Here is a 23,625-nt window from a genome sequence, read left to right as displayed (position 1 = left end):
CCCGCGTCACAACACCACCGCCCCCACCCCCAGCACCACCGCCAGGATCAGCAGCACGCCGCCCGCGTCCATGAAGAAGCCGGACCAGGCCATCTGCGGCACGGTCAGTCGGCCGGTGCCATAGGCGAGCGCGAGCGAGGGCGTGCCCGCGGGCATCATGAAGCCCCAGTTGGCGGCAAAGGCGGTGACCATGCCCAGCGTCACCGGATCAATATGGCCCGACCCCGCGAGCGCGACGGTGGCGGGCAGGAACGCCGAGACCGTCGCCGTGTTGGTCACGAACTCCGTGACGAACAGCGTCGCCAGCGCCAGCACGGCAAGCTGCACGAAAGGCGACAGCGCGGTCGCGCCGGCGAATTGCAGTTGCAGCCATTGCGACAGGTCGGTGGCTTTGATCGCCTCGGCCAGCGCCAAACCGCCACCCAGCAGCACCAGGAGATGCCATGGCATCACCCTGGTGTCGTTCCAGGTCAGCAGCGGCCCCTTGCCCGGCCCGGCCGGAACCAGGAACAGCGCGACCGCCGCCAGCATGGCCACATGCGGGTCGGACATGGCGGGAATGGCCATCCGCACGAACGGCATGCCGATCCAGGCCGCCAGCGCGATGCAAAGGATCGTCACCAGCCGGATGTCGGTGGCCGACCAGTGGCCGGGATCGCCGACCGCGCCACGAACGGCGTCGCGGTCCATGCCGGCCAGTCGGAACGGGAAGATGAGGCGGCTGAGCAGCAGCCACGCCAGCGGCACGCTGAGGATGACGAGGGGCAGGCCGAACGCCGCCCACAGTGCGAAGCCGATCTCCTGGTCATAGACTTTCTGGAAAATGGCGACGGCGGCGGCGTTGCCGGGGCTGCCGATGATCAGCCCGAAGCCGCCCAGTGTCGCGCCATAGGCGATGCCCAGCACCATCGCCTGGCCGAAGCGCCGGTGCTCGCCCTCATCGGTGCCGGGGCTCAGCGTCGCCGCGACGATGGCGAGCGCGACCGGCAGCATCGCCAGCGTCGCCGCCGAGTTGGACACGAACATCGAGATGAAGGCGGTGGTCGCCATCACCGCCAGCAGGATCGAGCGCGCGCTGCCACCCGCGCGGGCCAGCGCGGCAAGCGCGATGCGTTTGTGCATGCCCCATTTCTCCATCGCGGTGGCCATGAAGAAGCCACCCAGGATCAGGAACAGCACCGGCGTGAAGTAGCTTGCCGCGACCTTGTCCGCCGGGCTGACGCCGAGCAGCGGCAGCGCCATGAAGGGGACAACCCCGGTCAGCGTCACCGGGATCGCCTCGGTGAACCAGAAGACCGTCATCAGCACGCCGACGCACAGCACGCGCCATCCCGCCACGCTCAACCCCTCGGGTGGTGCCACGGACAGCATCACCGCGAAAACGATCAGCCCGCCGACCAGGCCGACGGTCTGCGACAGCGGGCGGGTTGCCGGCGGCGTCATGCGATCGCGATCAGGCTCTTGTGGGCCAGCACGACCGGGGCGTCGTACAGCGGCACCCCCCTGATGGTGGTGATGTTGCCCTTGCGCGTGACCTGCGATGCCGGGATGTCGTGCACGGCACCGGTGATGATGTCGACCCAGACCGGCGTGTCGATCTCGGCGTTCACCAGGCCGACCTCGTTGATGTTCGGGCTGTTGTTCTCCGACGGAATATTCTCGGCGAGCCAAAGGGTATAGGCGTGTCGGCCGCTTTTCCTGTTGCGATAGCCGAAGACCGCGACATTGCGGTCGGTGCTGTGCCTGAACGCATTGGCCTTCGGTCCGGCGGCTTCCAGCGTGTGCAGTTCCTCCAGCGCCGTGATGCGTTCCAGGCTGTCGTCGAAGATCGAGGTGACGTGCTGGATCGAATAATAGGCGGTCTTGGGGCGGATGACGCGCTTAGTCGCGTCGGATTTCAGGATGCCCTTGAAGTTCAGCCGGTTGATCGGTCCGCTGGTGTAATTCATCTCGACCAGGCCGAAGATGCTCGATTCGATGTCTTGGCCCAGGTCGCGGAGCATCCGCCGCGTGTTCCATTTGGCCTGGGTCAGTTCGCTCCAGGGATAGTCCCACAGCGCGCCGCGCCCGCCGCCGGCACCCGATGGCGCGCCATTCTCGCCCTGGCGCAGTCGCATACCGGGCGCATAACGGTCGAGCTGCGCCCGCAGCTGCGCCACCTCGTGCACATTGCCGTCGGGATTATAGACATAGTCGTGATAGGTCATGTTGTCGAACAGCGGAAAGCCCCGCCGGTCGTTCAGCCGTTTGAAGAAGCGATCGACCCAGGGGCGGTTGTAATGGCCGAGCGCCAGCCCGGAAATGCGCGCGCCCGGCTGGATACGCTTGATGATGGTTGCCGTCCGCACGTTGAAGTCTGCGGTCATCTCGGGCGTGTTCAGGATGTTGTCACCGAAATTGGGCTCGTTCCACACCTCCCAGTCCCACACCTTGTCCCTGTAGCGCGTGACCATCGCCGCCACCCAGCGGTCATAGGCGGCGAGCGCCTCTTCCGACGTCGGCAGGCCCGCGCTGAGATTGGTGCCGCCACCGCCGGGATAGATGCCGTTGCCATAGGAGGTCTGCAGCCAGGGCATGAAGCCGCGCGACGTGGCATCGTTGACGATATGATCAAGCCAGCCGAAGTCCAGGACTCCCTTGACTTTTTCGGTCTTTGCCCAGCCGGCCTGCATGCGCAGCCGCTTGATGCCAAGCGGCGCGATGAACTCCTTATACTGGTCGTAATCGGCGAAATCGCGGTCGAGCGTCTCGCAGCCGAGCAGCCAGTTGGACCCGGAAATCTCGGCCGTCCCGCGCGGCCGCACCTGGCCGACATAGGGCAGCGGCACCTCCATGCCGGTCCAGACGCGATAGCGGCCGGTTTCGATGATCTGGGCGCGCAGGGGCAGCGGCAACAGCGCGGCGGCGCCCAGCAGCGTGCCGCCGGACAGGATATGGCGTCGGTTGGCAATCATCCGAAAACTCCTTGGGGAAGGCCGGGAACGGCCACTGGCAGGGCGAACAGGCCGCCGGCGAGCGGCTGTTCGGCGAGCGCGGCGGGAGACAGCTCCTGCCGCGCGGTGGTGACATAGAGGGTGCGACGGTCGGGCCCGCCGAACGCGGCCTTGGTGACAGCGGCGCAGGGCAGGGCGACATGACCGATCAGCCGGCCATCGGGGGCGAAGCGGTCGATCCCCCAGCCGCCGTAGAGCGCGCACCAGAGCGTCCCCTCGGCATCGACGGCGGGGCCGTCGGGGTAGCCGCGCGCGACGGTGGCGAACAGGCGCCGGTTGGACAGCGCGCCGCCCGCATCGACATCGAAGGCGTAGATCGTCCGTCCGAGCGTATCAACGTGATAGAGCGTGCGCCCGTCGGGCGACATCGCCGGTCCGTTGGTGATGCGATAGCCCGGGTCCATCATCGCCAGCCCGCGGGCGTCATAGCGCCAGAGCGACCCGGTCGGTGCCCTGCCGGCATCGTCCATGGTGCCGAACCACAGCCGCCCCGCCGCATCGACGAAACCATCATTCAGCCGGTTGCCGGGGTGATCGGCATCGACCTCCTGTCGCAGCAGGAAGGTGCCGCTGGCGGGATCGAAATCATGCAGCCCGCGCTTCAGCCCGACGATGAAACCGCCGCTGCGCCGGGGGGCGAGAAAGCCGGGGCGGGGCGGGGTGGTCCAGCTCCGCCGGTCACCATTGGCGGGATCGAAACGGTGGATGCGGTCGCTTTTGATATCGACGAACCACAGGGCACCGTCGTGCCATACCGGTCCCTCGCCCAGCAGCGCCCCGAGCGGCCAGACACAGGTGACGGTCATCAGCTCCACCCCGCATCGACGACATAGCTTTGCCCGGTGCAGCCGCGGGCGTCATCGCTTGCCAGGAACAGCACCATGGCGGCGATGTCGGGCGGATCGAGCCGGAATTTCAGGCATTGCTTCTCCAGCAGCGCCGCTTCACCCGCCGGATCATGCCACAGCGCCAACTGGCGCGGCGTGCGGACGCCGCCGGGGACGACGCAGGTGACGCGGATGCCGTCGCCGCCCAGCTCGCGGGCCAGCGCGCGGGTCAGGCCCTCGATCCCCGCTTTCGCCGTTTCGTAGATCGCCAGGCCGGGCAGCGCGAGCCGCCACGAGATCGACCCCATGTTGATGATGACGCCGCGCCCCGCCGCTTTCATCGCCGGGGCGACGGCCTGCGCGCAGAAGAAATGATGCTTCAGGTTGACCGCGATTCGCTGGTCGAAATAGGCCGGGGTAACGGTGGCGATGTCGTGGCGGTCATCGTTGGCGGCGTTGTTGACCAGAATGTCGACGGGGCTGACGGCGGCGAAGGCCGCGGCGATGGCATCGGGATCGGTCAGGTCGCAGCGGATGAAGGTGGCGCCGGTCGTCGCTGACAACGCACGCGACTCGTCTTCGGCGACGTCGAGGAAGGTGACCCTCGATCCCTGCGCCACGAACGCTTCGGTAATCACCGCGCCGATGCCCGACCCGCCGCCGGTGACGACGACATGGCGCCCGGCAAGGCTGGGGTAGGTCGCGCGGGTCATCGCGTGGACCCTCCGGGCGTGTCAATGTGGAAGCTCTTGTAGTGGACCGACCCGCCGGTCTTGACCCCCCAGCGCGCCTCCAGCGCGAAGGTCAGCCGGGTCAGGGCCGCGTTGGGCATGCCGAGTTTTCGCCACGCGTCGAAATGCTTCTTGTATGAAATTGTGCCGCTCTCGCGCGGGGTTCGGCGGTTGCTCCACCATTGCACGAAGCGGTTGCCACGACGCGGGCGGGTGTAGATGTCGTAGACGCCGCCATCGACTTCGATCGACCCCATCTTGATCGTATCGCCCATGCCGAAATCGCCGCCTGCCCAATTCTCGTTGATGTAGAGCTCGATCGAATCAGGCGTCCCGGCCTTGCCGAACCAGCCGTAAAGTCCCGTATAGCCGCCGCCGCCGGTGATGTTGCTCAACCGGTGCCGGTGCCGTGCCTTGGGATTGCCGCTGATGCTGTCGACGGGGATCGAAAGGTTGTAGAGGCCGACCTCGTGCAGAAAACCGTATGTTTTCAGATCCCAGTCGATCCGAAATCCCCGATCTCCGAAATTGGTGAGGCAGGCCGTGCCGTCGAAATTGCGGCTGAACCACATTTCGGCGGTATATTTCTTCCCGACCGGCCACAGATAGATATAGCTGTTGCCGCGCTGCATGTCGGGCGTTTCGCAATATCTGACCGTGGCCTTCCCGTCATTTGCGGGGCGGGTGCGCTCGATCAGATCGGTCGGGGTCGAGCTTTCGTCGGCCACGGGTGCCACTGTCGCCTGCTCGGCCGACGCGCCCATCGGCAGCAGCAGCACGCTTGCCGTGACGAGCATTGACGCCCTCATCGCCATTTCGGATTCCCGTCCTTCACTTGCCCTCCAGCCCGTAGAATGCGGTGGCGCTGCCGCCGAGAATCGCCGCCTGCTCGTCGGCGGACAGTTTGACCGCCCAATCCTCGACCAGCGCCATCGTCGCGACATAGTCGGCGCCGAGGGTTGCCACCGGCCAGTCCGACCCGATCATGCAGCGCGCCGCGCCAAAGGCGTCGAGAACATGGTCAATGCGCGGTGGCAGCGCGGCGGAATTGCCGAGCGTTGCAAGGCCCGACAATTTGCACCAGACATTCGCCCGCGCCGCCAGTTCACGCATCCCGTTCGACCACGGCCCCCAGTCGCTCTCATCGAGCGCCGGTTTGGCAATGTGATCAACGACGAAGCGCGTGTACGGCAGGGCATCGACCAGGCGGATGGCGGCGGCAATGTGCGGCGGCTTCAGCAGCAGATCATAGGTCAGCCCGCGCGGCTCGAGCAGCGCGACCCCGCGGAGGTGATCGGGGGACGCCGCGAAATCGGGATCGGGCCGGTCGTGGATCAGCATCCGGAAGCCCTTGAGCTTCGGATGCGCCAGCGCGTCGATCCGGGCGGCGGCGTCGGGCGCGCAGAGATCGGCCCAACCGACGACACCATGCACGAACGGCGTCGCATCGGCGAGCGCCGTAAGCCAGCGCGTCTCGGCCTCGATTTCGCGCGCCTGCACCACGACCGTGCCGTCATAGCCGCTGGCGGCGAGCAGCGGTTCAAGGTCGGCAGGCAGATAGTCACGGCGCAGCGCCGCTTCGGCCTCGCCCATCCAGACATAGTCGGCGGCGTTCGTGGCATAGTCCCAGAAATGCTGGTGCGCGTCGATCCGCATCAGTACCAGTCCCTGTCGATCAAGGGGCCAAGCACAGCGCGGACATCGGAAACAAGATCCATGTCCAGAGGCTCCGCCAACCAGCCGATGTTGCGCAGCACGGATGCAGCATTGGCGCTCGAAAACATCATCGTCGCAACCTCCCCGTTGCTCGCCGCGAACTGGAAGGCGAGCTTTTCGATGCTGCTGCCCCGTGCCCGGCAAAGCGTCGCGGCTTCGGCCGCAACCGCCCGGTCCGCGGCCGAGGCGGGGTGCCAGGCCGGCGCGCCGCATTCCGTGAGCATGCCGCTGGCAAAGGGCGAGGCGCTGATCACCCCGACGCCCTTTGCCGCCGCGTGCGGAAGCAGCATTTCCAGCCGCGTGTCGTGCAACCCGTAATGATTGTGGACCAGCGCCGCATCGCAATCGACCTCGCGCAGCACGCGTTCCCACAGGTCGACCGGATAAAAGCCGAAGCCGACCGCGCGTGTGCGCCCTTCGCGTTTGAGCGCCTGCACCGTCGCCACGCCTTCGCCGAGCGCGTTCTCAAGCCTGTCGCGCCCTTCATATTCGATGTCGTGGATGTGCAGGATATCGACATGTTCGACGCCGAGCCGGGCAAGGCTCGCCTCGAACTCGGCGCGGATCCGCGCCTCGGTAAAGTCGAGCCTATCGCGACCGTCCGCGCCGCTGTATTTGCCGACCTTGGTCGACAGTATATAGCGCTCGCGCGGAACGCCCTTCAGCGCCTTGCCGAGCAACGTTTCGGCACGGGTCCCTCCATAGGCCGGGGCGACATCGAAATAGCTGATCCCTGCATCGAGTGCGGCATGGACCGCGCGGATCGCCTCGTCTTCATCGACGGCATGAAATACCCCGCCAAGCGCCGACGCGCCGAACGACAGCGCTGAAACCCAGATCCCGGAACGGCCGAGCGGACGCCGTTCCATCTCAGATCGCCTTGCCGCTGGCGTCGAACCAGTGGCGATTGCGTTCGCGCGGCGACAGGCTCACCGCGTCGCCCACCCGCACGCTGGCGTCCCCGTCCAGCTTGACGATCAGCGTCTCACCGGCGCCGATGTCGACATAGGCCAGCGTCTGTTCGCCGAGATGCTCGACCAGGGTCGCGGTCCCAGCAAATTCGCCATCCCCCGCCAGCGCCAGATGCTCGGGCCGGATGCCCATGTGCGTCGCACCCACGGGGCCGCCGCGCGCCGCGACGATGTTCATCGCCGGGCTGCCAATGAACTGCGCGACGAAGAGGTTGGCGGGGTTGCGATAAAGCTCCAGCGGCGTGCCGACCTGCTCGATGCGTCCCGCCTGGAGCACGACGATGCGGTCGGCGAGCGTCATCGCCTCGACCTGGTCATGCGTCACATAGACCATCGTCGTCCCGGGCATCGACGCCTTCAACCGCGCGATCTCGATCCGCGTCGCGACGCGCAGGGCCGCGTCGAGATTCGACAGCGGCTCGTCGAACAGGAACAGTTTCGGATCGCGGGTGATGGCGCGGCCGATGGCCACGCGCTGGCGCTGCCCGCCCGACAACTGCTTCGGCAGCCGGTCGAGCAGCGCGTCGAGGTGGAGCATGGCCGAAGCCCTGGCGACGCGCGCCTCGATCTCGGCTTTCCCGGCTTTCGCCATCCTCATCCCGAACGCCATGTTCTGGCGCACCGTCATGTGCGGGTAGAGCGCATAGGACTGGAACACCATCGCGATGCCACGTTCGGCCGGTGGCAGGTCGGTCACATCCTGACCCTCGATCGCGATATGCCCGCCATCGAGGGTCTCGAGCCCCGCGAGCGTCCGCAGCAGCGTGGACTTGCCGCAGCCCGAGGGGCCGACGAAGACGATGAATTCGCCCTTCGCGATCTCCAGGTCGATTCCCTGCAGCACCTGCGTGGCGCCGAAGCCTTTCCTGGCACCGCTGATCGTCAAACCTTTCACGCGATGTCCTTTGACAGGGTGATGGCGACGGGCGCATCGCGGCCGAGTTCCAGCCAGACGATCAGATCCCGCCCCTCGATCCGGTCCCGCACGCCGATGCGGGCAGGGTGCGCCGCGCCATCGATACTCACCCGAGCGCCACCATCTCCCCAATTCTCGATGACGAGGCACAGGTTGACCAGCGGCGCGCCTTCGCTCGCGTCGATGCGCAGTAACAACGGCTGCGACGGATCGCGCATCGTCAGCCGATAGGCGCGCTCGGTCACGTCATAGCCGGCATTGCGTGCGACACCGCCCGTGACGGTGAGCGGCGGCGGTTGCAGCCAGCTCTTGGCGAGCGGCACCAGCTCAGTTGCCCCGCGCCGCGTCAGCCCATGCAGCATCACGCGCGTTCGCGACGTCGCGGTGACCTCGTGATCCGCCCACTCCATGCCCGACGAGACCGAGGCATGGCTGGCGCGGTCGGCGGCGACGGCGTGGCGGCCATCGGAGGGGATTTCCGCGGTCGGCCAATGGTTCCACCAGGGGAAGAGGCGCGGCGGCTGGATCTCGTGGGCGTAGACGGGGAAAACCGGCCGGTCGGACAGCGTCTGCCGCCGCGTGAGGCACTTGCCCGGCGAGACGATCAGGAACGGCTTCGTCGTGGTCTTCAGGTTGACCAGCTCGATGTTGGCAAAATCGGGCTTGACGATCGCCGTCGGCGCGCCGTGCGACCAGTCGTAGGTCACCTCTTCGCCTGCCATGTTCGCCATGGTGATCGCCCGCGCATCCCACACATCCTCAGGCGTCTGGCCGGGCTGGAGCACGACCATCGTTTCCTGGAATTCATGCGCCTCCAGCGGCTGCGTCGAATGCAGCGTGATCTTCCGCGTGCCCGTGCCGTCTGGGTAGATGGTATAGACCTCGTCGGAAAAATCGGTCCAGCCGCTCACCGGATCGCGGCGCGGCCGGTTGCCGTAAACGTCGACCAGCGCATAGCGCCAGTGGACGACGACGCGCGCCGCGCTCGATTCGATGATGCGGACATGGCTGTAGGCGCAATGCTTGTCCGACATCGGCTCGCCGCAACCGATAATACCGTTGCCCCAGGTCTCGTTGAACTCGTTGGTGTACCAGATGCCTTCGGCGGTTGCCCAGCACGGCACATAGTTGGTGCCGCGCCAGAAGACGAGACGATAGGCCTCATGCTCGAAGCGCACGACGACATCCGGATGATCGCCGACGCGCCAGCGCCGGTCCCAGGCGTCGTAATATCTGAGGTAGGTGTAGAAGGCGCCGAAGCGGCCCGGACCGGTGCCCTCAGTCGGAAAGCGGCGTTCGGGCAGCGCGACATTGTCGGGCAGGGTGGTGGCCGCGACCTGCGCCGCGATCTGGCCGGCGGGCAGGGCGCCCGCGTACAGCTTGATCTCGTCAAGGATGCCGTCGAGGTAGATGTCGGTCGCGGCGTGCGATGCGAGGCGGATGCCGCCGGTCGCCTGCGCCTTGCCCCGACTGCGCCCGATATAAAGGTGCGGGGCATCGGCTTCGACGAAGGCTGCAGGCGCGGCGGCATGCGCAACGGCTTTTCCGTCCAGATAGAGCGCCAGGCCGTCGTCGGCGGTGACGGCGACATGGTGCCAGGAACGCAAGCCAAGCGAGGTTTCTGAGCGCGCTTCGACGAAAACATCACCGAATCGTGCGCGGGCGAAGGCGCGGCCATGATCGTCGATGCCCAGGGTCAACGCCTCGGCATCCAGAATGGGCGCTTCGTTCCACGGGAAGGCCCCGAGCGTGACCCACGCCTCGACCGTCGCCGCCCTGCCGAGCTTGAGCGGCGTCCCGGCAGGGCGGTCGATGAAGGTCGTGAACCCGTCGAAACGCAGACCCCGCCCGCCGTTGACGCCGGGCAGGAACTCCCAATGCCCATGGAAGACGTCGCAGGTGTTCGTCGCCGAATCGAGCGACTGGCCGACCAGCCCGGCGTCGAAACCCCAATGGGCGCGCAAGATCGGGGCTTGGCTCAACTCTTGAGCGCTCCCTCGACCAGCCCGCCCTGGATCTGCCGGCGGAACAATATGAAAATGATGATCGGCGGCAGCGTCGCCAGCGTCAATGCGGCGGTCTTCAGCGTCATCAGCGACGAATATTTCCCCTCGAAATTCATCATGCCCAGCGTGACGGTGCGCAGGCTGTCGTCGTTGAGATAGACCAGCGGCCACATGAAATCATTGAAGATCCACACGAAATAGATGATCCCGACGGTCACGATCGCGGGTCGTGCCAACGGCAGCATGACGCGGAAGAAGATCGCCAGCTCGCCCGCGCCATCGATCCGCGCCGCCTCGATCAGATCACGCGGGATACCGGCGAAATAGGCGCGGAAGAAGAAGATCGCGAACGGCACCCAGGCGAGATAGGTCAGGATCACCGCGAACGGCGTATTTACCAGGCCGAACTGCGTCATCAGCTTGAACGCAGGGATCAGGATGACCTGCGGTGGGATCATCATGCCTGCCAGGAAATAGAGGAACAGCAGTTTCGCGCCGCGTCCGCCGAAATGCGCGAAGGCATAGCCCGCCGCCGCGCAGGTGACGACCAGCCCTGAGACCGAGGTCAGCGTGATGACCAGCGAATTGGTGTAGAGCCTCACAAAATGCCCCGTCGCCCAGGCATCGGCGAAATTGCCGAGCTGCCACACCGCTGGCAGGCCGAACGGGTTGCGCGCGAATTCGGTGGTCGACTTGAACGACGTCACCACCATCCACGCGAACGGCAGCAGGACCGAGGCGGTGAGCACAAGGATCAGCAGCATCGCCGCGACGCGCGCCGGCAGCGGATAGGCACGGAACGGCATCAGGCCGCGGCCCGCCCGCGCGTCAGCCGCAGCTGCACCGAGGTGACCGCGAGCACGATTCCGAACAGCACCACCGCGATCGCCGAGCCATAGCCGAGCACGCCGCGCGTGAAGCCCTGGTTGTACATGTATGTCGCGAGCACCTGGCTGGCATGATAGGGTCCGCCGCCGGTCATCACGATCACCAGGTCGAACAGCAGGAAGGCGTTGGTGACAGCGAGCACGCTTACGACGACCGCGACCTCGCGGATCGAGGGCAGCGAGATGTGGCGGATCGTCCGGAACGGCCCCGCGCCGTCCACGCGCGCCGCCTCGATCAGGTCGCGCGGCACGGCCTGGAGCCCGGCGAGGAACAGCAGCACCGAAAAGCCGAGATCGCGCCAGACATAGACGCCCAGCACGCTCCAGATCGCGGTGTCGGGATCGCCGAGCCACTGCACCTGCGTGCCGACCAGGCCTGAGGTCGGGCTCAAGAGCAGCGTGAACAACAGGCCGATGACGACGTTCGACAGCACGATCGGCATGAACAGGACCGTCGCGAACGCGCCATGCCCCCGGGGTTTTGCATCAAGGATCAGGGCGACGACAAGCGCGAGCAGCACGATGATGCCGAGCGCGGCGGCGACAAAGGCGAGGTTGTTCCCCAGTGACCCCCAGAAGATCGGATCGCCCGTCAGCTGCACATAATTGTCGAACCCGGCGAAGCGCAGCGTCGACCAGGCGATGCCGTCCCAATGGGTCAGGCTGATGCCCACGGCGCCCAGCATCGGCACGATCCAGAAGAGCGTGTAGAACAGGAATGCCGGTGCGATGAACATCGCGAACGGACCGATCTGGCGTTTGCGCCGCCTAGCGCCAGCCATTGGCGCGCTCCAGTTGCTTGACGCACTTCTCGTGCATCGCGCCCGCTTCCTGCGGGCTCAGCTGCCCGGTCAGCACCGCAACGCTGCCGTCCCAGATGCCCGGTACGTTGCACGACTGGTCCTCCAGCATGTCGAGGAATGGCGCGGCCGAGGTCGCGCTGGCATAAAGCGCCGCGACCTTCCTGAGCAGCGGCTTTAAACTCCAGCCGCGCGTGTCATAGCGATAGGGCACCAGGCCCTGCACGCCTTCGGCCCATTTGCGCTGCACCGGCTCCGTGGTCAGATAGGCGAGGAACAGCTTCGCCGCCTCGGGCTGTTTCGACGCCTTGGTCAGCGTGAAGACGAGGGTGTTGGTGACGAGATCGCCCGACTTGCCCGGCGCGCCATCGACCGTGGGAAACATCGTCACATCGATCGGCGTCGTGCCGCCCTGCACCTCCACATCGCCGATGAACCAGGACCCCATGAAATAAAAGGGTACCTTGCCGTTCAAAAACAGGCTGCTGGCGGCCGGCGTATCGTCTGACAGATAGCCCGCGGTGAACAATCCGCGGTCGCGCAGGTCGCGATACAGCGCCCAGGCGCGCACCGGCACCGGATCGTCCCAGCCGAAATCGGACGTGACCGTCGGGTCGAAGGTGCGGGTGGCAATCGCGGTATATTGCGCGGTCGTCATCAGCCGGCGCGAGAAATGGGTGAACAGGTGATTGCCCGGCCACCCCTCGCGATTGCCGAACGCGATGGGGGCCAGGCCTTGCGCCTTGAAGCGCTCGGCGGCGCTCAGGAAGCCGTTCCATGTCGCCAGCCTGTTCGGATCGATGCCGCGCGCGCGAAGCATCGCCGGATTGTACCACAGCAGATTGCCGATCGAGAGCTGCCACGGAATGCCATAGGCACGGCCGCGATAGTCAAACGCCGGTTCCATCCCGGCGGCGATGCGGGGCCGGATCGGTGCGACGAAATCCGTCAGGTCGGCCAGCAGCCCGGCGCGGGCATATTGGAACGCGTTCGCGCCGCCGTTCATCTCGACGATGTCGGGCGGCTTGCCGCCGGCGAAGGCGGTCTTCAGTGTCGTTTCATAGGGCGTGTTCTCGAAACCGGTGTGGCGCACCTCGATGCCCGGGTGCGTGCGGTTGAACTCGGCGACGATGGCCTCGAACACCGGCTTCTGCGGCGCCGCGGAATATTCCGTCCAGACGGTCACCACCACCTTGCCGTTCGTCTCCGCCCGGTCGCACGCCGACAGGGTGAGCAGCGCGAGCAGCAGGGCGAGCGCCTTAGTCAAAGTGCAGCCCGCCATTCATGTCGATCACTTCGCCGGTAATGAACCCCGCCAGCGGCGAGGCGAGGAACAGCACCGCATGCGCCACCTCCTCCGGATCGCAGAAACGCCCCACTGGGATCGCCGCCAGCTGCGCCGCGCGTTGGGCCGGTGTCAGCTGCTCCGAAATCATGCGAGACATGACATAGGCCGGCGCGACCGCATTGGCGGTCACGCCCTCGCCCGCGGTTTCGCGCGCGATCGAAAAGGTCAGGCCGATCAGTGCCGCCTTCGACACCGAATAGGCCGTCCCCGCCGTCAGCCCGCCGGACTTGGCGGCATAGGAGGACAGGTTGATGATCCGCCCCCAGCGTCGCGCGCGCATGTGCGGCAGCACCGCCTTCGACAGGATCAGCGCCGCCTCCACATTCACCGCCTGCACCTGTCGCCAGTCCTCGAGCTCGGTCGCGGCAATCTTGCTGTTGGATAGGATGCCGGCGTTGTTCACCAGGATGTCGACCGTGCCCACCGTTCCGGCCACCGCCGCCACCGCCGCCGCGTCGCCCAGGTCGACCGCCATGGCCTCGCCACCCAGCGCCGCCGCCAGCGCATTGTTCGCCACGGCATCGCGGTCCAGCAGCAGCAGCTCGCACCCAGCCGCCCGCAGCGCGCGGGCCACGGCGGAACCGATGGCGCCGGCCGAACCGGTCACCAGGGCGCGTTTTCCGTGCAGACCGCCGGCCATGATCCTTGTCCCATCCCCGCCCCGATGCCGTTCCGTGGCCCGGGGTCTTGACAGGCTTTATAAATTGGTCAGACCGATTACAAGCAAATTGGTGAAATCGGCAAAGGAAAATGGCATGGAACGGCGTGATCTGCTGAAAACCGGGGCCTGGCTGGGCGGCGCGCTGCTGCTGCCGCAGGCGGGCGTCGTCGCCGCGCCCCGCCGGCGCTTTCCCGCGGGCTTCCTGTGGGGCGCCGCCACCGCCGCCTATCAGGTCGAGGGCGCGGTCGGGCAGGACGGTCGCGGGCCATCGATCTGGGACCGTTTTTCCCATACGCCGGGCAAGGTGAAGAATGGCGATACCGGCGATGTCGCCTGCGACAGCTACAACCGCACGGCCGAGGACATCGCGCTGATGCAGCGGCTCGGCCTCAAATCCTATCGCTTCTCCATCGCCTGGCCGCGCATCCAGCCGACCGGCAGCGGCGCACCCAACCAGAAGGGCCTCGATCACTACAGCCGCTTCACCGACGCGCTGCTGAAGGCGGGCATCCGGCCGCTGCCGACGCTCTATCACTGGGACCTGCCGCAGGCGCTGGAGGACGCCGGCGGCTGGCCCAGCCGCGACATGGTCGGGCGGTTTGCTGACTATGCCGCGATCATGGGTCGCTCGCTCGGCGACCGCATCCGGAACTGGGCGATGTTCAACGAGCCGATGGCCTTCCTGTCGCTCGGCTATTGGGACGGCGTGCACGCACCGGGGCGCAAGGATCCGGCCTCCTTCCTGCGCGCGGTGCATGTCGTCAACCTGGCACACAGCGCCGCCGTGCGCGCCATGCGCAGCGGCAACGCCGGGCTGAAATTCGGCGGCGCCTTCAATGTCTCGCCGATCATCCCGGGCAGCGACAGCGCGGCGGACCAGGCGGCGGCGCAGCGCTTCGACAAGTTCACCAACCTGATCTTCGCGGGCACAACGATGACCGGTCAATATCCGCGGGGCCTGTTCCCCGCCGACCGGCAAGAGGCGCTGCTCGGCTGGCAGGCGGGCGACGAGAAACTGCTGCGCGAACCGCTCGATTTCGCGGGCATCAATTACTATTCGCCGATGACGGCGACTGAAGACAAGACCGAGACCGACATCCCCGGCCTGGAGACCAAGGCGCGCTGGTCCTTCGTGCCGGACAACGACCGTTACCAGCGCACGGACATGGACTGGATCGTCTATCCGCGGGGCATCCGCATGATCCTCAACCGCATGAACCAAGTCTTCGGCGGCACCCCGATCGAGATCACCGAGAATGGCGCCGCCTTCAACGACGGCCCCGACGCCAGCGGTCGCATCCGCGACGCCCGCCGCGTGGCCTATTATCGCGATCACCTCGCCGCCGTCGCCGATGCCATTGCCGACGGCGTTCCCGTGCGCGGCTATCATGCCTGGAGCCTGCTCGACAATTTCGAATGGGCCGAGGGCTACTCGCAACGCTTCGGCCTCGTCCACGTCGATTTCAAGGACGGGCAGAAGCGGCGCATAAAGGATTCGGGGCTGTGGTATGCGAAATATGTCCGAGCGGCATATCCTGGCTGATCGCGGCAACCCTTGCCTGCGCGCCCGACATATGCAGCGAAAAATGGCGCCCGTGGAAGCTTGATCGACACAGTTCGATCGTGCTGCCATCGTCGAGCAGCGTCACCTGTTGTGTCCGCAGGACCGGCGATGGGTCGGGAAGCTCAAGATGATCCCGCTCGCAGCCATCGGCCAATCCCGCCTCGATGGATGTCGTTCCCGATGTCAGCCGCAGGTCATAGTCCTGCCTCAGGATATCATAGAGCGACCGCGCCGCGAGATCGAAGCCAAGGATGCCGGGGCAGCGGTGCTCGGGAATGAACACCGTCTGCACCGCCATCGGGCTGCCGGCGACCCGCCGCAAGCGCGACAGTTGCACGATGGCGGAGCCGGCGCGGACATCCAGCAACCGCGCCAGGTCATCGTCGGCGTCGATCCGCTGGAATGTCAGCACACGCGTCTCGACCGACAGCCCCTGGCGGCGGAGGTCCGCGCTGAAGCCGACCAACGGCTCGATCTCCTGCTTGAGCGGCGGGCTCGCGACAAAAGTGCCCTTGCCCGATACCGAATAGAGCCAGCCGGCGTGGACAAGGTCTGCGATCGCCTTGCGCACCGTGGTCCGGCTCACGGCATAATGCTCGCAAAGCTCACGTTCCGACAGGATGGGTGACCCGGCCTGGAACCGTCCGCTGCGCACACCGCGGATGATCTCGTCCTTCAGCCGGACGTGCAGCGGAAGGCCGTCGCCGCCGGCAAGCGCCGGTTCGCCGATCGCCATCGGGTGCGTCGCGCTGTTCATGTCAATTCTCCATGCCGGACCTGATCAGGCCACCGTATCGAAATAGGCGGCAGTTGGCATCGAACGGCACAGATTTTTCAGGACCGGCGCCGTGATCGGCACGCCGATCCGCCGCAGCGCGTCGATCACGCTGCCCAGCACGGGCTCGCCGAACGGGGTAACGGGCTCGATCTGCGCTTCAGCCTGACGCATCGAATCGAGCACCACGGTCGGCAACAGCGATGATGCGTGGCGAAAGACCCCGCCGGTCAGCGCCACCTTCATCGCCTGGCCGGAAATGCCCACCTGCCGCGCCGCCGCCGCCGCCATCCGGCCCAGCCCCGCGCCATGCTCGGTCACGATTGCCCGGCTGACAGGATCGCCTGCTTCGGCGGCATCGAACAGCAGCGGGGTCAATCGCGCCAGCAGCAGGATTTCGGGATTTTCGCGGCGCGTCACGCGGTGCAGCAGCGCCTCGACATGCGGCAGCCGCAGCGTGTCGAGCGCCAGGGGGGCAAGCGCGGTCGGCTGTGCAATCCCTTGGTGCCCAAGGCAGATCGCCTGCAGCGCCTTCAGCCCCAGCTCATAGGATCCCAATGGATGTTGCCAGAAGCCCGAATGCCAGTTTCCGCCCGCCGCGTTGCGGCTGGCGATGCCGCAGCTTGTGCCGCAGGCGACGACGACCGCCGGGCCCTGCGGGATGGCGCCATCAAGCGCGCCGACCGCGTCATTGCGCACCTCGATCGCGCAGCGAGGGGATCGGGAAAGCCGTTCCCGCACGAAAACAGCATCTTCGGGCCAGTCGACACCCGCCAGCGAATAGGTCGCCGCGCGAAGGTCGTCCGGCGAAAGTCCGGCCTGATCGAGCGCGTCCTGGACGGTCCGCGAGATCGTCGAAAAGGCGGCCTCGCCTCTGGTGTAGATTTCGCTGGCGCCCCCCCGTGCATATCCCAGAACATGCCCCGTGTCGTCGCAGACGAAGGCAACCGTCTTGCTGCCACCCCCGTCCAACCCAAGCACAAGGCTTCTCGGATCAGGCATGGACAAGGCTTTCCCCAAGTGCCGCCTTGTCCGCAAGGACAAGGCTTCGCGCAGTCTCCCGGATATACGACGACGGCACCATCGGCGTGACCGGGCCGGCCATTGTCCTGCGCAGGATCTCGCGCTTGCCCTCGCCGCTGACCAGCAGCATCAGCGTCTTCGCTGCCAACAGCAGGTCCATGCCTGCCGTCACCGAAAGCGGCGGCACGCGGTCGCGCCCGCCCCAATAGCGCGCGTTGCTGACGATGGACTCCTCGCTGAGCGGCACGACACGGGTGGGCGCATCGCGCATCGAGGGCGGTTCGTTGAACGCCAGATGGCCGTTGGGCCCCAGGCCGAGCACGGCGATATCATAACCGCCGCGCGCGCGCACCAGGGCGGCATGGGCGTCGCAGTTCCGCTGAGGATCGGCGTTTCCGCGATCCATCCGGAATACTCTTTCATCCGGGATCTCCAGCGGATCGAGAAACGAACGCTTCATCCAGCCATAGAGCGACCGCGGGTCATCATCGGCAACGTCCAGATAGGCATCGAGCTGAAACACGTGCAGTCGCCGGCAGTTGACCTCGCCCCTGCGCTGCATCGCCGCCAGTTCCGCATAGCTGTCCATCGGCGTGCTGCCGGTCGCGACAACGATGTTAAGATCCGGTTTTTCGCCAATGGCCTGCGCCAGCGCAAGGGCCGCCCCCCTGCTCAACGCGGCATGATCGTCGTAAACACGGGTTTTCACGACATGCCCCTAAGCGAGCAGCCGGGCGGGCAGATGGGCGCGATGCGCCTTCGCCATTTCGTCATAGATGGCCTCGGCCTTGTTGGCCGACATCACCAGCGGGTTGCTCATCAGCGCCTGCAACGCCTGGTGGCGGTTGCCCTCCCACGCCGCCTTGGCGGTCAGATACTGATATTCGGCCAGCATGTGGGTGATCCCGGCCACGGGCGGCGGGATAGGCCCGGATGCGATCGGCCGGATGCCCTGGCGATCGACGACGCCGGGCACCTCCACGACCATGTCGTCGGCCAGGTTCGGGATGGCACCGTGATTGGGCACGTTGACATGCCATGTCTCGCCGCGGTCGTTGTACATCGCATCCATGATGTCGATGGCGATTTCCATCTCGTCGACGCTGCTGCGCGACCTGTCCGGGTCAAGGACGGGCGCGTCGGACATGGCCTGCTCGGCATAGTGCCGCCAGTTTTCGTCGGTCTTCGCCATGATGGCCTGCGACCGTGTCATCGGCGCGGCCTTCAGTTCTGCCAGGATCTCGTCGCGGAAATAATAATACATGTAATATTGGGCCGCGACATGACCCGTGCGCAGGCTGATGTCGATCATGCGCTTCACCGCCAGCGGCACCCTGTCATTCGCCATGATTTCGGGCGCCAGCGGCCGCACCTTCTCGATAAGGTCGACGCCATCATGAAGCTGGCGCACACCCCATGATCCGTGATTGAGCCCGATCATCGCCACGTCGAGCCTGTCGGTGGGCAGGCCCGCGCACATGCAGATCCATTCGGGAAAGACGATCGGCCCTTCGCACAGCGACACGATCTTGCGGTCGCTATGCAGCGTCACGGCCTGCGCCACGATGTTCACCGGATTGGTGTAGTTGAACAGCCACGCCTGCGGGCATACCCGCGCCATGACCTCGGTAATCCGTTTCATCACCTCAATGGATCGCAGCGCCATGAAGAAACCGCCGGGTCCCTGAGTCTCCTGGCCAATGACGCCATGCTTCAACGGGATGCTCTCATCCAGGTGACGTGCCTCGAACCCGCCGGGGCGATAGCTGGTGAGGACGACATCGCAATCCCGCAGCCCTTCCTCCAGACTGGTCGTCGATGTGAACCTCAGGTCGGCGCCAGCGGCCCGCGCCATCCGGTTCGCAAGTGTCGTGACGATGCCGAGATGCTCCCGATGAAGGTCAACCAGCACGATTTCAGACCCGCTGAAATTCGCATGCTGCTTGATCCACGCAAGGTTGGTGCCGGGGGCACGTGTGCTCCCGCCGCCGACATATGCGATTTTCAATCGTGCCATGACGACGATCCCGTTGAACGATGGATATGTGCGGCAACCAACCAGGTGCGCGTCGACCTGTCGAAACCGACCATCCATCTCTGTGCTTCTGGTAGTTACCGGTACCTACCAGAAGATCGCGAGTCAAGGGCAGTTTCTCGCTGCATAAAGGCAGGATTCAGCGCTCAACTGCACCCCGGTCAAGGCATGGTGGAGGCGATCTCACCACCAGGTGGCATAGAGCGCGATCAGGATCGCGATCACCACGCCCGAGCCGATGTTGAAACTCGTCCGCGTGGCATAGCTCACGCTTGCCGTGTCGATCGTGTCGCCGCCCTTGGACGGACGCGTCAGCAGCGAGACGACGACCGCCAGCGCCAGCGAGGCCAGGAAGACGAGACCCATCCGGTCCATGAAGGGCAGGGCGGGCAGCCCCGTCTTGAAGGCATAGGAGAGCGCCACCGACGCCACCGCCGCGCTGATCGCGCCGGCTTCATTGGCGCGCTTCCAGAACAGGCCCAGCAGGAAGATCACCGTGATGCCCGGCGTGAAGAAGCCGGAAAACTCCTGGATGAACTGGAAGGCCTGGTCCGAACTGCCCAGCAGCGGCCGTGCCGTGGCGATGGCGATCAGGATCGACACGGCGGCGGCGATACGGCCCACCATGATCAGATGCTTCTCGCGCGCCGGGCCGGCCTCCGCCTTGCCGATCTTGGCATAGACATCCAGCGTGAAGATCGTCGCCACCGAATTGATCTTCGATGCGGTGGAGGCAACGATGGCCGCCACCAGCGCCGCGAACACCAGCCCCAGCAGCCCTGTCGGCAGCAGCCGCATCAAGGTGGGATAGGCTTCGTCCGGCCGCGCGATGTCGGGCGCCAGCAGCACCGCGGCGATGCCCGGCAGCACGATGATCACCGGCATCAGCAGCTTCAGGAAGGCCGCGAACAGCACGCCCTTCTGCGCCTCCGCCAGAGACTTCGCCGCCAGCGCGCGCTGGATGATATATTGGTTGAACCCCCAATAGCTGAGGTTGGCGATCCACATGCCGCCGATCAGCACCGAAATCCCCGGCAGGTCCTTGTAGAAGGGGTTATCGGGGGTCAGGATCATGTGGAAATGCCCCGGCACCTCGGTCACAAGCCGGTCGAACCCCGCCACGATGCCGCCGCTGCCACCCAACTGGTGCAGCGCCAGGCCGGTGATCGTCAGCCCGCCCAGCACCAGCAGCGTCACCTGAACGATATCGGTCAGCGCCACCGCCTTCAGCCCGCCGCGCAGCTGATAGACCAGCGCGAACAGCCCGAGCCCCGCCAGCGCGATATCCTGGTCCACGCCCGCCACTTTCGTCACCGCGATCGAACCGAGCCAGATGATCGAGGTGAGGTTCACGAACACGTAGAGCACCAGCCAGAACAGCGCCATCAGCGTGCGGATGTTGGTGCCGTACCGCCGTTCCAGGAACTGCGGCATGGTGAAGATGTCGTTCTTCAGGAAGATCGGCAGGAAATATTTGCCCACGATCAACAGCGTCAGCGCCGCCATCCATTCATAGGAAGCGATGGCCAGCCCGATCGCGAACCCGGACCCCGACATGCCGACGATCTGTTCGGCCGAGATGTTCGAGGCGATCAGCGACGCGCCGATCGCCCACCAGGGCAGGTTGCGCGACGCCAGGAAATAATCGGTCGTATCCTTCGGCCCGGCGCCCGCCTTCTCGCGCGAAATATATTGCGCCAGCCCGAAGATGAACAGGCCATAGGTGATGACAATCGCCAGATCGAGCGTTGACAACCCCATGTTCGCCCCTCGTCAGTCCCCGGAATACACCGTTTTCATTTGCGTATAGAATTCGACCGCGGCGAACCCCTGCTCACGCGCACCATAGCTGGAACCGCGCGTTCCGCCAAATGGCACATGATAATCCACCCCCGCCGTCGGCAGGTTGACCATCACCATGCCGGCGCGCACGTGCCGGCGGAAATGGCGCGCGCGGGCGTGGCTCGTCGTGACGATTCCGGCCGACAGCCCGAAGTTGCCGGCGTTGGCCATCGCCAGCGCCTCCTCATAATCCCGCACCCTGACCGTCGACACCAGCGGCCCGAACACCTCCTCGCGATTGATCCGCATGTCCGGCGCGGTATCGGCGATCAGCGTCGGCGCCATGAAATAACCCGGCGTCGCCAGGCGCAGCGCCGTGCCACCGGTCACCAGTCGTCCGCCCTCGCCGGTGGCGATCGCCACATAGCGCAGGTTCCGCTCGAATTGCGCCTCGCTCGCCGCCGGCCCCACCTGCGTGTCCGCCTCCAGCGCATGGCCCACCCGCAACGCCGCTGCCCGCTCCGCCAGCGCCGCCACGAAACGGTCGTGGAGCGCATCCTCCACGATCACGCGCGACGATGCCGTGCAGCGCTGCCCGGTCTGGAAGAACCCGCCATCCAGCGCGATTGTTACCGCCCGCTCCAGGTCGGCATCGGCCAGCACCACCAGTGGGTTCTTGCCCCCCATCTCCAGCTGCACGCGCGCCTGCCGCGCCACCGCGGCCGCCGCCACCCTGCCGCCCACCGCCTGGGAGCCCGTGAAGGAAACCGCGTCCACCCCGGCATGATCGACCAGTGCCGACCCGACCCCCCCCTGGCCCAGCACCATGTTGAACACGCCCGCCGGAGCGCCGCATTCATGGATGATCGTCGCCAGCGCATGCGCGATCGCCGGAGTCGGGTTCGCCGGCTTCAGCACCACCGTGTTGCCGAACGCCAGCGCCGGCGCCGCCTTCCACGCCGGGATCGCGATGGGGAAATTCCATGGCGTGATCAGCCCGATCACCCCCACCGCCTCGCGATAGGTGGCGACATCCAGGCCCGGCCGCGTCGATTCAAGCGTCTGCCCATGCCGCCGCAGCGCTTCGCTGGCGAAATAGCGAAAGATGCGCGCCGCCCGCATCACCTCGCCCGTCCCCTCGGCGCGGGTCTTGCCTTCCTCCCGCGCCAGCAGGGTGCCCAGCTCGGCCGCCCGCGCCATCAGCGTGGCGCCGACCTTGTCCAGCAGGTCGGCGCGCACCTCCGGCGATGCCATCGACCAGGCGGGAAAGGCGGCCCGCGCGGCCCCGACGGCGGCATCCACCTCGCCCGCCCCGCCCGCCGGATAGCGCGCGACGACATCATCCGTGTCCGACGGGTTGAGGCTTTCGAACACCGGGTCCGCGGCGACGAAGTGGCCGCCGATATAGTGGGTCAGGTTCACGAACGGCCCTCCGTCAGCAGCCCGCGGGCGCCAAGGTTGTGCATCAGATCCGAGATGCCGAACGCCCAGGGCGCCGCCGCGCCACAGCTGGTGACCCGATTGCGCAACGTGCCCAGCCGCGGCGATGAAATGGTCACGATATCGCCCTCCTTGTGGGTGAACCCCCGGCCCGCATCGTCGCGATCCTGCGTCGGCGCGAACAGCGTGCCTAGAAACAGCACGAAGCCGTCCGGATAGTCATGTTCGCTCATCACCTGCCGCACCAGTTCCAGCGGATCGCGGCTGATCTGCTTCATCGAGCTGGCACCGCGCAGCACATAGCCGTCGCTGCCCTCGATCGTCAGCGTCAGCTCGGCATCGCGGACATCGTCCAGCGTGAAATGCGCATCGAACAGGCGGATGAACGGCCCCAGCGCGCAAGAGGCATTATTGTCCTTCGCCTTGCCAAGCAGCAGCGCCGACCGCCCCTCGAAATCGCGCAGGTTCACGTCGTTGCCCAGCGTCGCCCCCACCGGCACGCCGGCGCGGTTGACGATCAGCACCACCTCCGGCTCCGGATTGTTCCAGTGCGAATCGGACCGGATGCCGATGTCCGCGCCATGCCCCACCGTGGACAGCACCGGTGCCTTGGTGAACACCTCCGCGTCCGGCCCGATCGCCACCTCCAGATATTGCGACCACAGGCCGTCCGCAATCAGTGCCGCCTTCAGCGCCGCCGCCGCCTCCGATCCCGGCCGCACGCTGCGGATGTCGTTGCCGATGCGCGTCTCCAGTCCCCCCCGGATGGCGTCCGCCGCCGCAGCGTCGCCGCGCGCCCGCTCCTCGATCACGCGCTCGATGGCGGACAGGGCAAAGGTCACGCCCGCCGCCTTCACGCATTGCAGGTCGATGGGGCTGAGCAGCGGCGCCCCGTCCATCGGCCCGGCATCGACGCCGCGCCCGTGCCAGGCGGTGGTTTCCACCAGGTCACGCAGCGTCGGCGCCTGCCCGGAAAGGTCGATCACCCGCCCGTCCCGCACCGCAACGGGCGATGGCCCGGCCGGCAGCAACACCCGCCCCAGCAAGGTGGCACGGTCGGCATCGACCGGCAGGTCTTCGCTTTTCATTTCACGCATGTCCGCTCCGCATCCCGGCAATGGTCAGACCAGATGCGCTGGTGAATTGCCCA

Annotated in this window: 21 protein-coding genes; 1 reads left to right on the top strand and 20 read right to left on the bottom strand. The window is 66.3% G+C overall.

Annotated elements, in window-relative coordinates; translation table 11 throughout:
* Nucleotides 1-6: 6 nt before the first annotated feature.
* The 13 genes from H3309_RS08375 to H3309_RS08320 are packed head-to-tail and all read right to left on the bottom strand — an operon-like array spanning nucleotide 7 to nucleotide 13,835.
* Nucleotides 7-1,443 carry an SLC13 family permease gene (locus H3309_RS08375; protein ID WP_182298368.1) on the bottom strand — a complete coding sequence of 479 codons (1,437 nt, stop codon included), beginning with the start codon at nucleotides 1,441-1,443 and terminating at the stop codon, nucleotides 7-9.
* Nucleotides 1,440-2,954 carry a glycoside hydrolase family protein gene (locus H3309_RS08370; protein ID WP_207791579.1) on the bottom strand — a complete coding sequence of 505 codons (1,515 nt, stop codon included), beginning with the start codon at nucleotides 2,952-2,954 and terminating at the stop codon, nucleotides 1,440-1,442. Before H3309_RS08370 ends, H3309_RS08375 begins: the two co-directional genes overlap by 4 nt.
* Entirely contained in the window at nucleotides 2,951-3,799 is an 849-nt protein-coding gene (locus H3309_RS08365) for an SMP-30/gluconolactonase/LRE family protein (RefSeq protein WP_182298366.1), read from the bottom strand. Before H3309_RS08365 ends, H3309_RS08370 begins: the two co-directional genes overlap by 4 nt.
* Complete coding sequence (locus tag H3309_RS08360; RefSeq protein ID WP_182298364.1) at nucleotides 3,799-4,533, bottom strand: SDR family NAD(P)-dependent oxidoreductase; 735 nt, start codon at nucleotides 4,531-4,533, stop codon at nucleotides 3,799-3,801. The genes H3309_RS08365 and H3309_RS08360 overlap by 1 nt, the downstream gene beginning before the upstream one ends.
* Nucleotides 4,530-5,348, bottom strand: a complete 819-nt coding sequence (locus H3309_RS08355) for a glycoside hydrolase family 11 protein (RefSeq protein WP_182298363.1) — start codon at nucleotides 5,346-5,348, stop codon at nucleotides 4,530-4,532. The genes H3309_RS08360 and H3309_RS08355 overlap by 4 nt, the downstream gene beginning before the upstream one ends.
* 34 nt (nucleotides 5,349-5,382) lie before the next feature.
* Entirely contained in the window at nucleotides 5,383-6,207 is an 825-nt protein-coding gene (locus tag H3309_RS08350) for an amidohydrolase family protein (RefSeq protein ID WP_182298361.1), read from the bottom strand.
* Nucleotides 6,207-7,136 carry an aldo/keto reductase gene (locus H3309_RS08345; protein WP_182298359.1) on the bottom strand — a complete coding sequence of 310 codons (930 nt, stop codon included), beginning with the start codon at nucleotides 7,134-7,136 and terminating at the stop codon, nucleotides 6,207-6,209. Before H3309_RS08345 ends, H3309_RS08350 begins: the two co-directional genes overlap by 1 nt.
* A 1-nt stretch (nucleotide 7,137) precedes the next feature.
* Nucleotides 7,138-8,133: an ABC transporter ATP-binding protein gene (locus H3309_RS08340; RefSeq protein ID WP_182298356.1), complete on the bottom strand. Its 996-nt coding sequence runs from the start codon at nucleotides 8,131-8,133 to the stop codon at nucleotides 7,138-7,140.
* Nucleotides 8,130-10,136, bottom strand: coding sequence for a LamG domain-containing protein (locus tag H3309_RS08335; protein WP_207791578.1), 2,007 nt, complete (start codon nucleotides 10,134-10,136; stop codon nucleotides 8,130-8,132). Before H3309_RS08335 ends, H3309_RS08340 begins: the two co-directional genes overlap by 4 nt.
* Nucleotides 10,133-10,966, bottom strand: coding sequence for a carbohydrate ABC transporter permease (locus H3309_RS16960; RefSeq protein ID WP_207791577.1), 834 nt, complete (start codon nucleotides 10,964-10,966; stop codon nucleotides 10,133-10,135). The genes H3309_RS08335 and H3309_RS16960 overlap by 4 nt, the downstream gene beginning before the upstream one ends.
* Nucleotides 10,966-11,829 (bottom strand): carbohydrate ABC transporter permease, encoded by an 864-nt coding sequence (locus tag H3309_RS08330; protein WP_182298354.1) that lies wholly within the window; start codon nucleotides 11,827-11,829, stop codon nucleotides 10,966-10,968. The genes H3309_RS16960 and H3309_RS08330 overlap by 1 nt, the downstream gene beginning before the upstream one ends.
* The gene (locus H3309_RS08325; RefSeq protein ID WP_182298352.1) at nucleotides 11,816-13,129 is read right to left on the bottom strand and encodes an ABC transporter substrate-binding protein; all 1,314 of its coding nucleotides are present in this window, start codon (nucleotides 13,127-13,129) and stop codon (nucleotides 11,816-11,818) included. Before H3309_RS08325 ends, H3309_RS08330 begins: the two co-directional genes overlap by 14 nt.
* Nucleotides 13,107-13,835 (bottom strand): SDR family NAD(P)-dependent oxidoreductase, encoded by a 729-nt coding sequence (locus H3309_RS08320; RefSeq protein ID WP_182298350.1) that lies wholly within the window; start codon nucleotides 13,833-13,835, stop codon nucleotides 13,107-13,109. The genes H3309_RS08325 and H3309_RS08320 overlap by 23 nt, the downstream gene beginning before the upstream one ends.
* 115 nt (nucleotides 13,836-13,950) lie before the next feature.
* Here H3309_RS08320 and H3309_RS08315 point away from each other — a divergent pair, with 115 nt between their 5' ends.
* Nucleotides 13,951-15,399, top strand: a complete 1,449-nt coding sequence (locus H3309_RS08315; protein WP_182298347.1) for a GH1 family beta-glucosidase — start codon at nucleotides 13,951-13,953, stop codon at nucleotides 15,397-15,399.
* On the opposite strand, the gene H3309_RS17720 is transcribed toward H3309_RS08315, so the two are convergent.
* The 7 genes from H3309_RS17720 to H3309_RS08280 all read right to left on the bottom strand — a co-directional run bounded on the left by H3309_RS17720 (nucleotide 15,320) and on the right by H3309_RS08280 (nucleotide 23,572).
* Nucleotides 15,320-16,177, bottom strand: a complete 858-nt coding sequence (locus H3309_RS17720) for a GntR family transcriptional regulator (protein WP_182298345.1) — start codon at nucleotides 16,175-16,177, stop codon at nucleotides 15,320-15,322. The two genes, H3309_RS08315 and H3309_RS17720, sit on opposite strands and share 80 nt — an antisense overlap.
* Nucleotides 16,178-16,201: 24 nt before the next feature.
* The gene (locus H3309_RS08305; protein ID WP_182298343.1) at nucleotides 16,202-17,197 is read right to left on the bottom strand and encodes an N-acetylglucosamine kinase; all 996 of its coding nucleotides are present in this window, start codon (nucleotides 17,195-17,197) and stop codon (nucleotides 16,202-16,204) included.
* Nucleotides 17,190-17,927, bottom strand: coding sequence for a 6-phosphogluconolactonase (locus tag H3309_RS08300; protein ID WP_182298341.1), 738 nt, complete (start codon nucleotides 17,925-17,927; stop codon nucleotides 17,190-17,192). Before H3309_RS08300 ends, H3309_RS08305 begins: the two co-directional genes overlap by 8 nt.
* Nucleotides 17,928-17,936: 9 nt before the next feature.
* On the bottom strand, nucleotides 17,937-19,235 hold the full coding sequence (locus tag H3309_RS08295; RefSeq protein ID WP_182298339.1) for a family 4 glycosyl hydrolase: 1,299 nt from the start codon (nucleotides 19,233-19,235) through the stop codon (nucleotides 17,937-17,939).
* Nucleotides 19,236-19,436: 201 nt separating this feature from the next.
* Nucleotides 19,437-21,014, bottom strand: coding sequence for a sodium/sugar symporter (locus H3309_RS08290; RefSeq protein WP_182298337.1), 1,578 nt, complete (start codon nucleotides 21,012-21,014; stop codon nucleotides 19,437-19,439).
* A 12-nt stretch (nucleotides 21,015-21,026) separates the two neighbouring features.
* The gene (locus H3309_RS08285; protein ID WP_182298335.1) at nucleotides 21,027-22,457 is read right to left on the bottom strand and encodes an aldehyde dehydrogenase family protein; all 1,431 of its coding nucleotides are present in this window, start codon (nucleotides 22,455-22,457) and stop codon (nucleotides 21,027-21,029) included.
* Entirely contained in the window at nucleotides 22,454-23,572 is a 1,119-nt protein-coding gene (locus H3309_RS08280) for a fumarylacetoacetate hydrolase family protein (protein WP_182298333.1), read from the bottom strand. Before H3309_RS08280 ends, H3309_RS08285 begins: the two co-directional genes overlap by 4 nt.
* Between the last annotated feature and the right edge of the window lie 53 nt (nucleotides 23,573-23,625).

It is taken from the genome of Sandaracinobacteroides saxicola (assembly GCF_014117445.1).
GTDB classification, from domain to species: Bacteria; Pseudomonadota; Alphaproteobacteria; order Sphingomonadales; family Sphingomonadaceae; genus Sandaracinobacteroides_A; species Sandaracinobacteroides_A saxicola.
The sequence above is the reverse complement of the archived record's forward strand: the minus strand, read 5'-3'. Positions and strand labels throughout refer to the sequence as shown.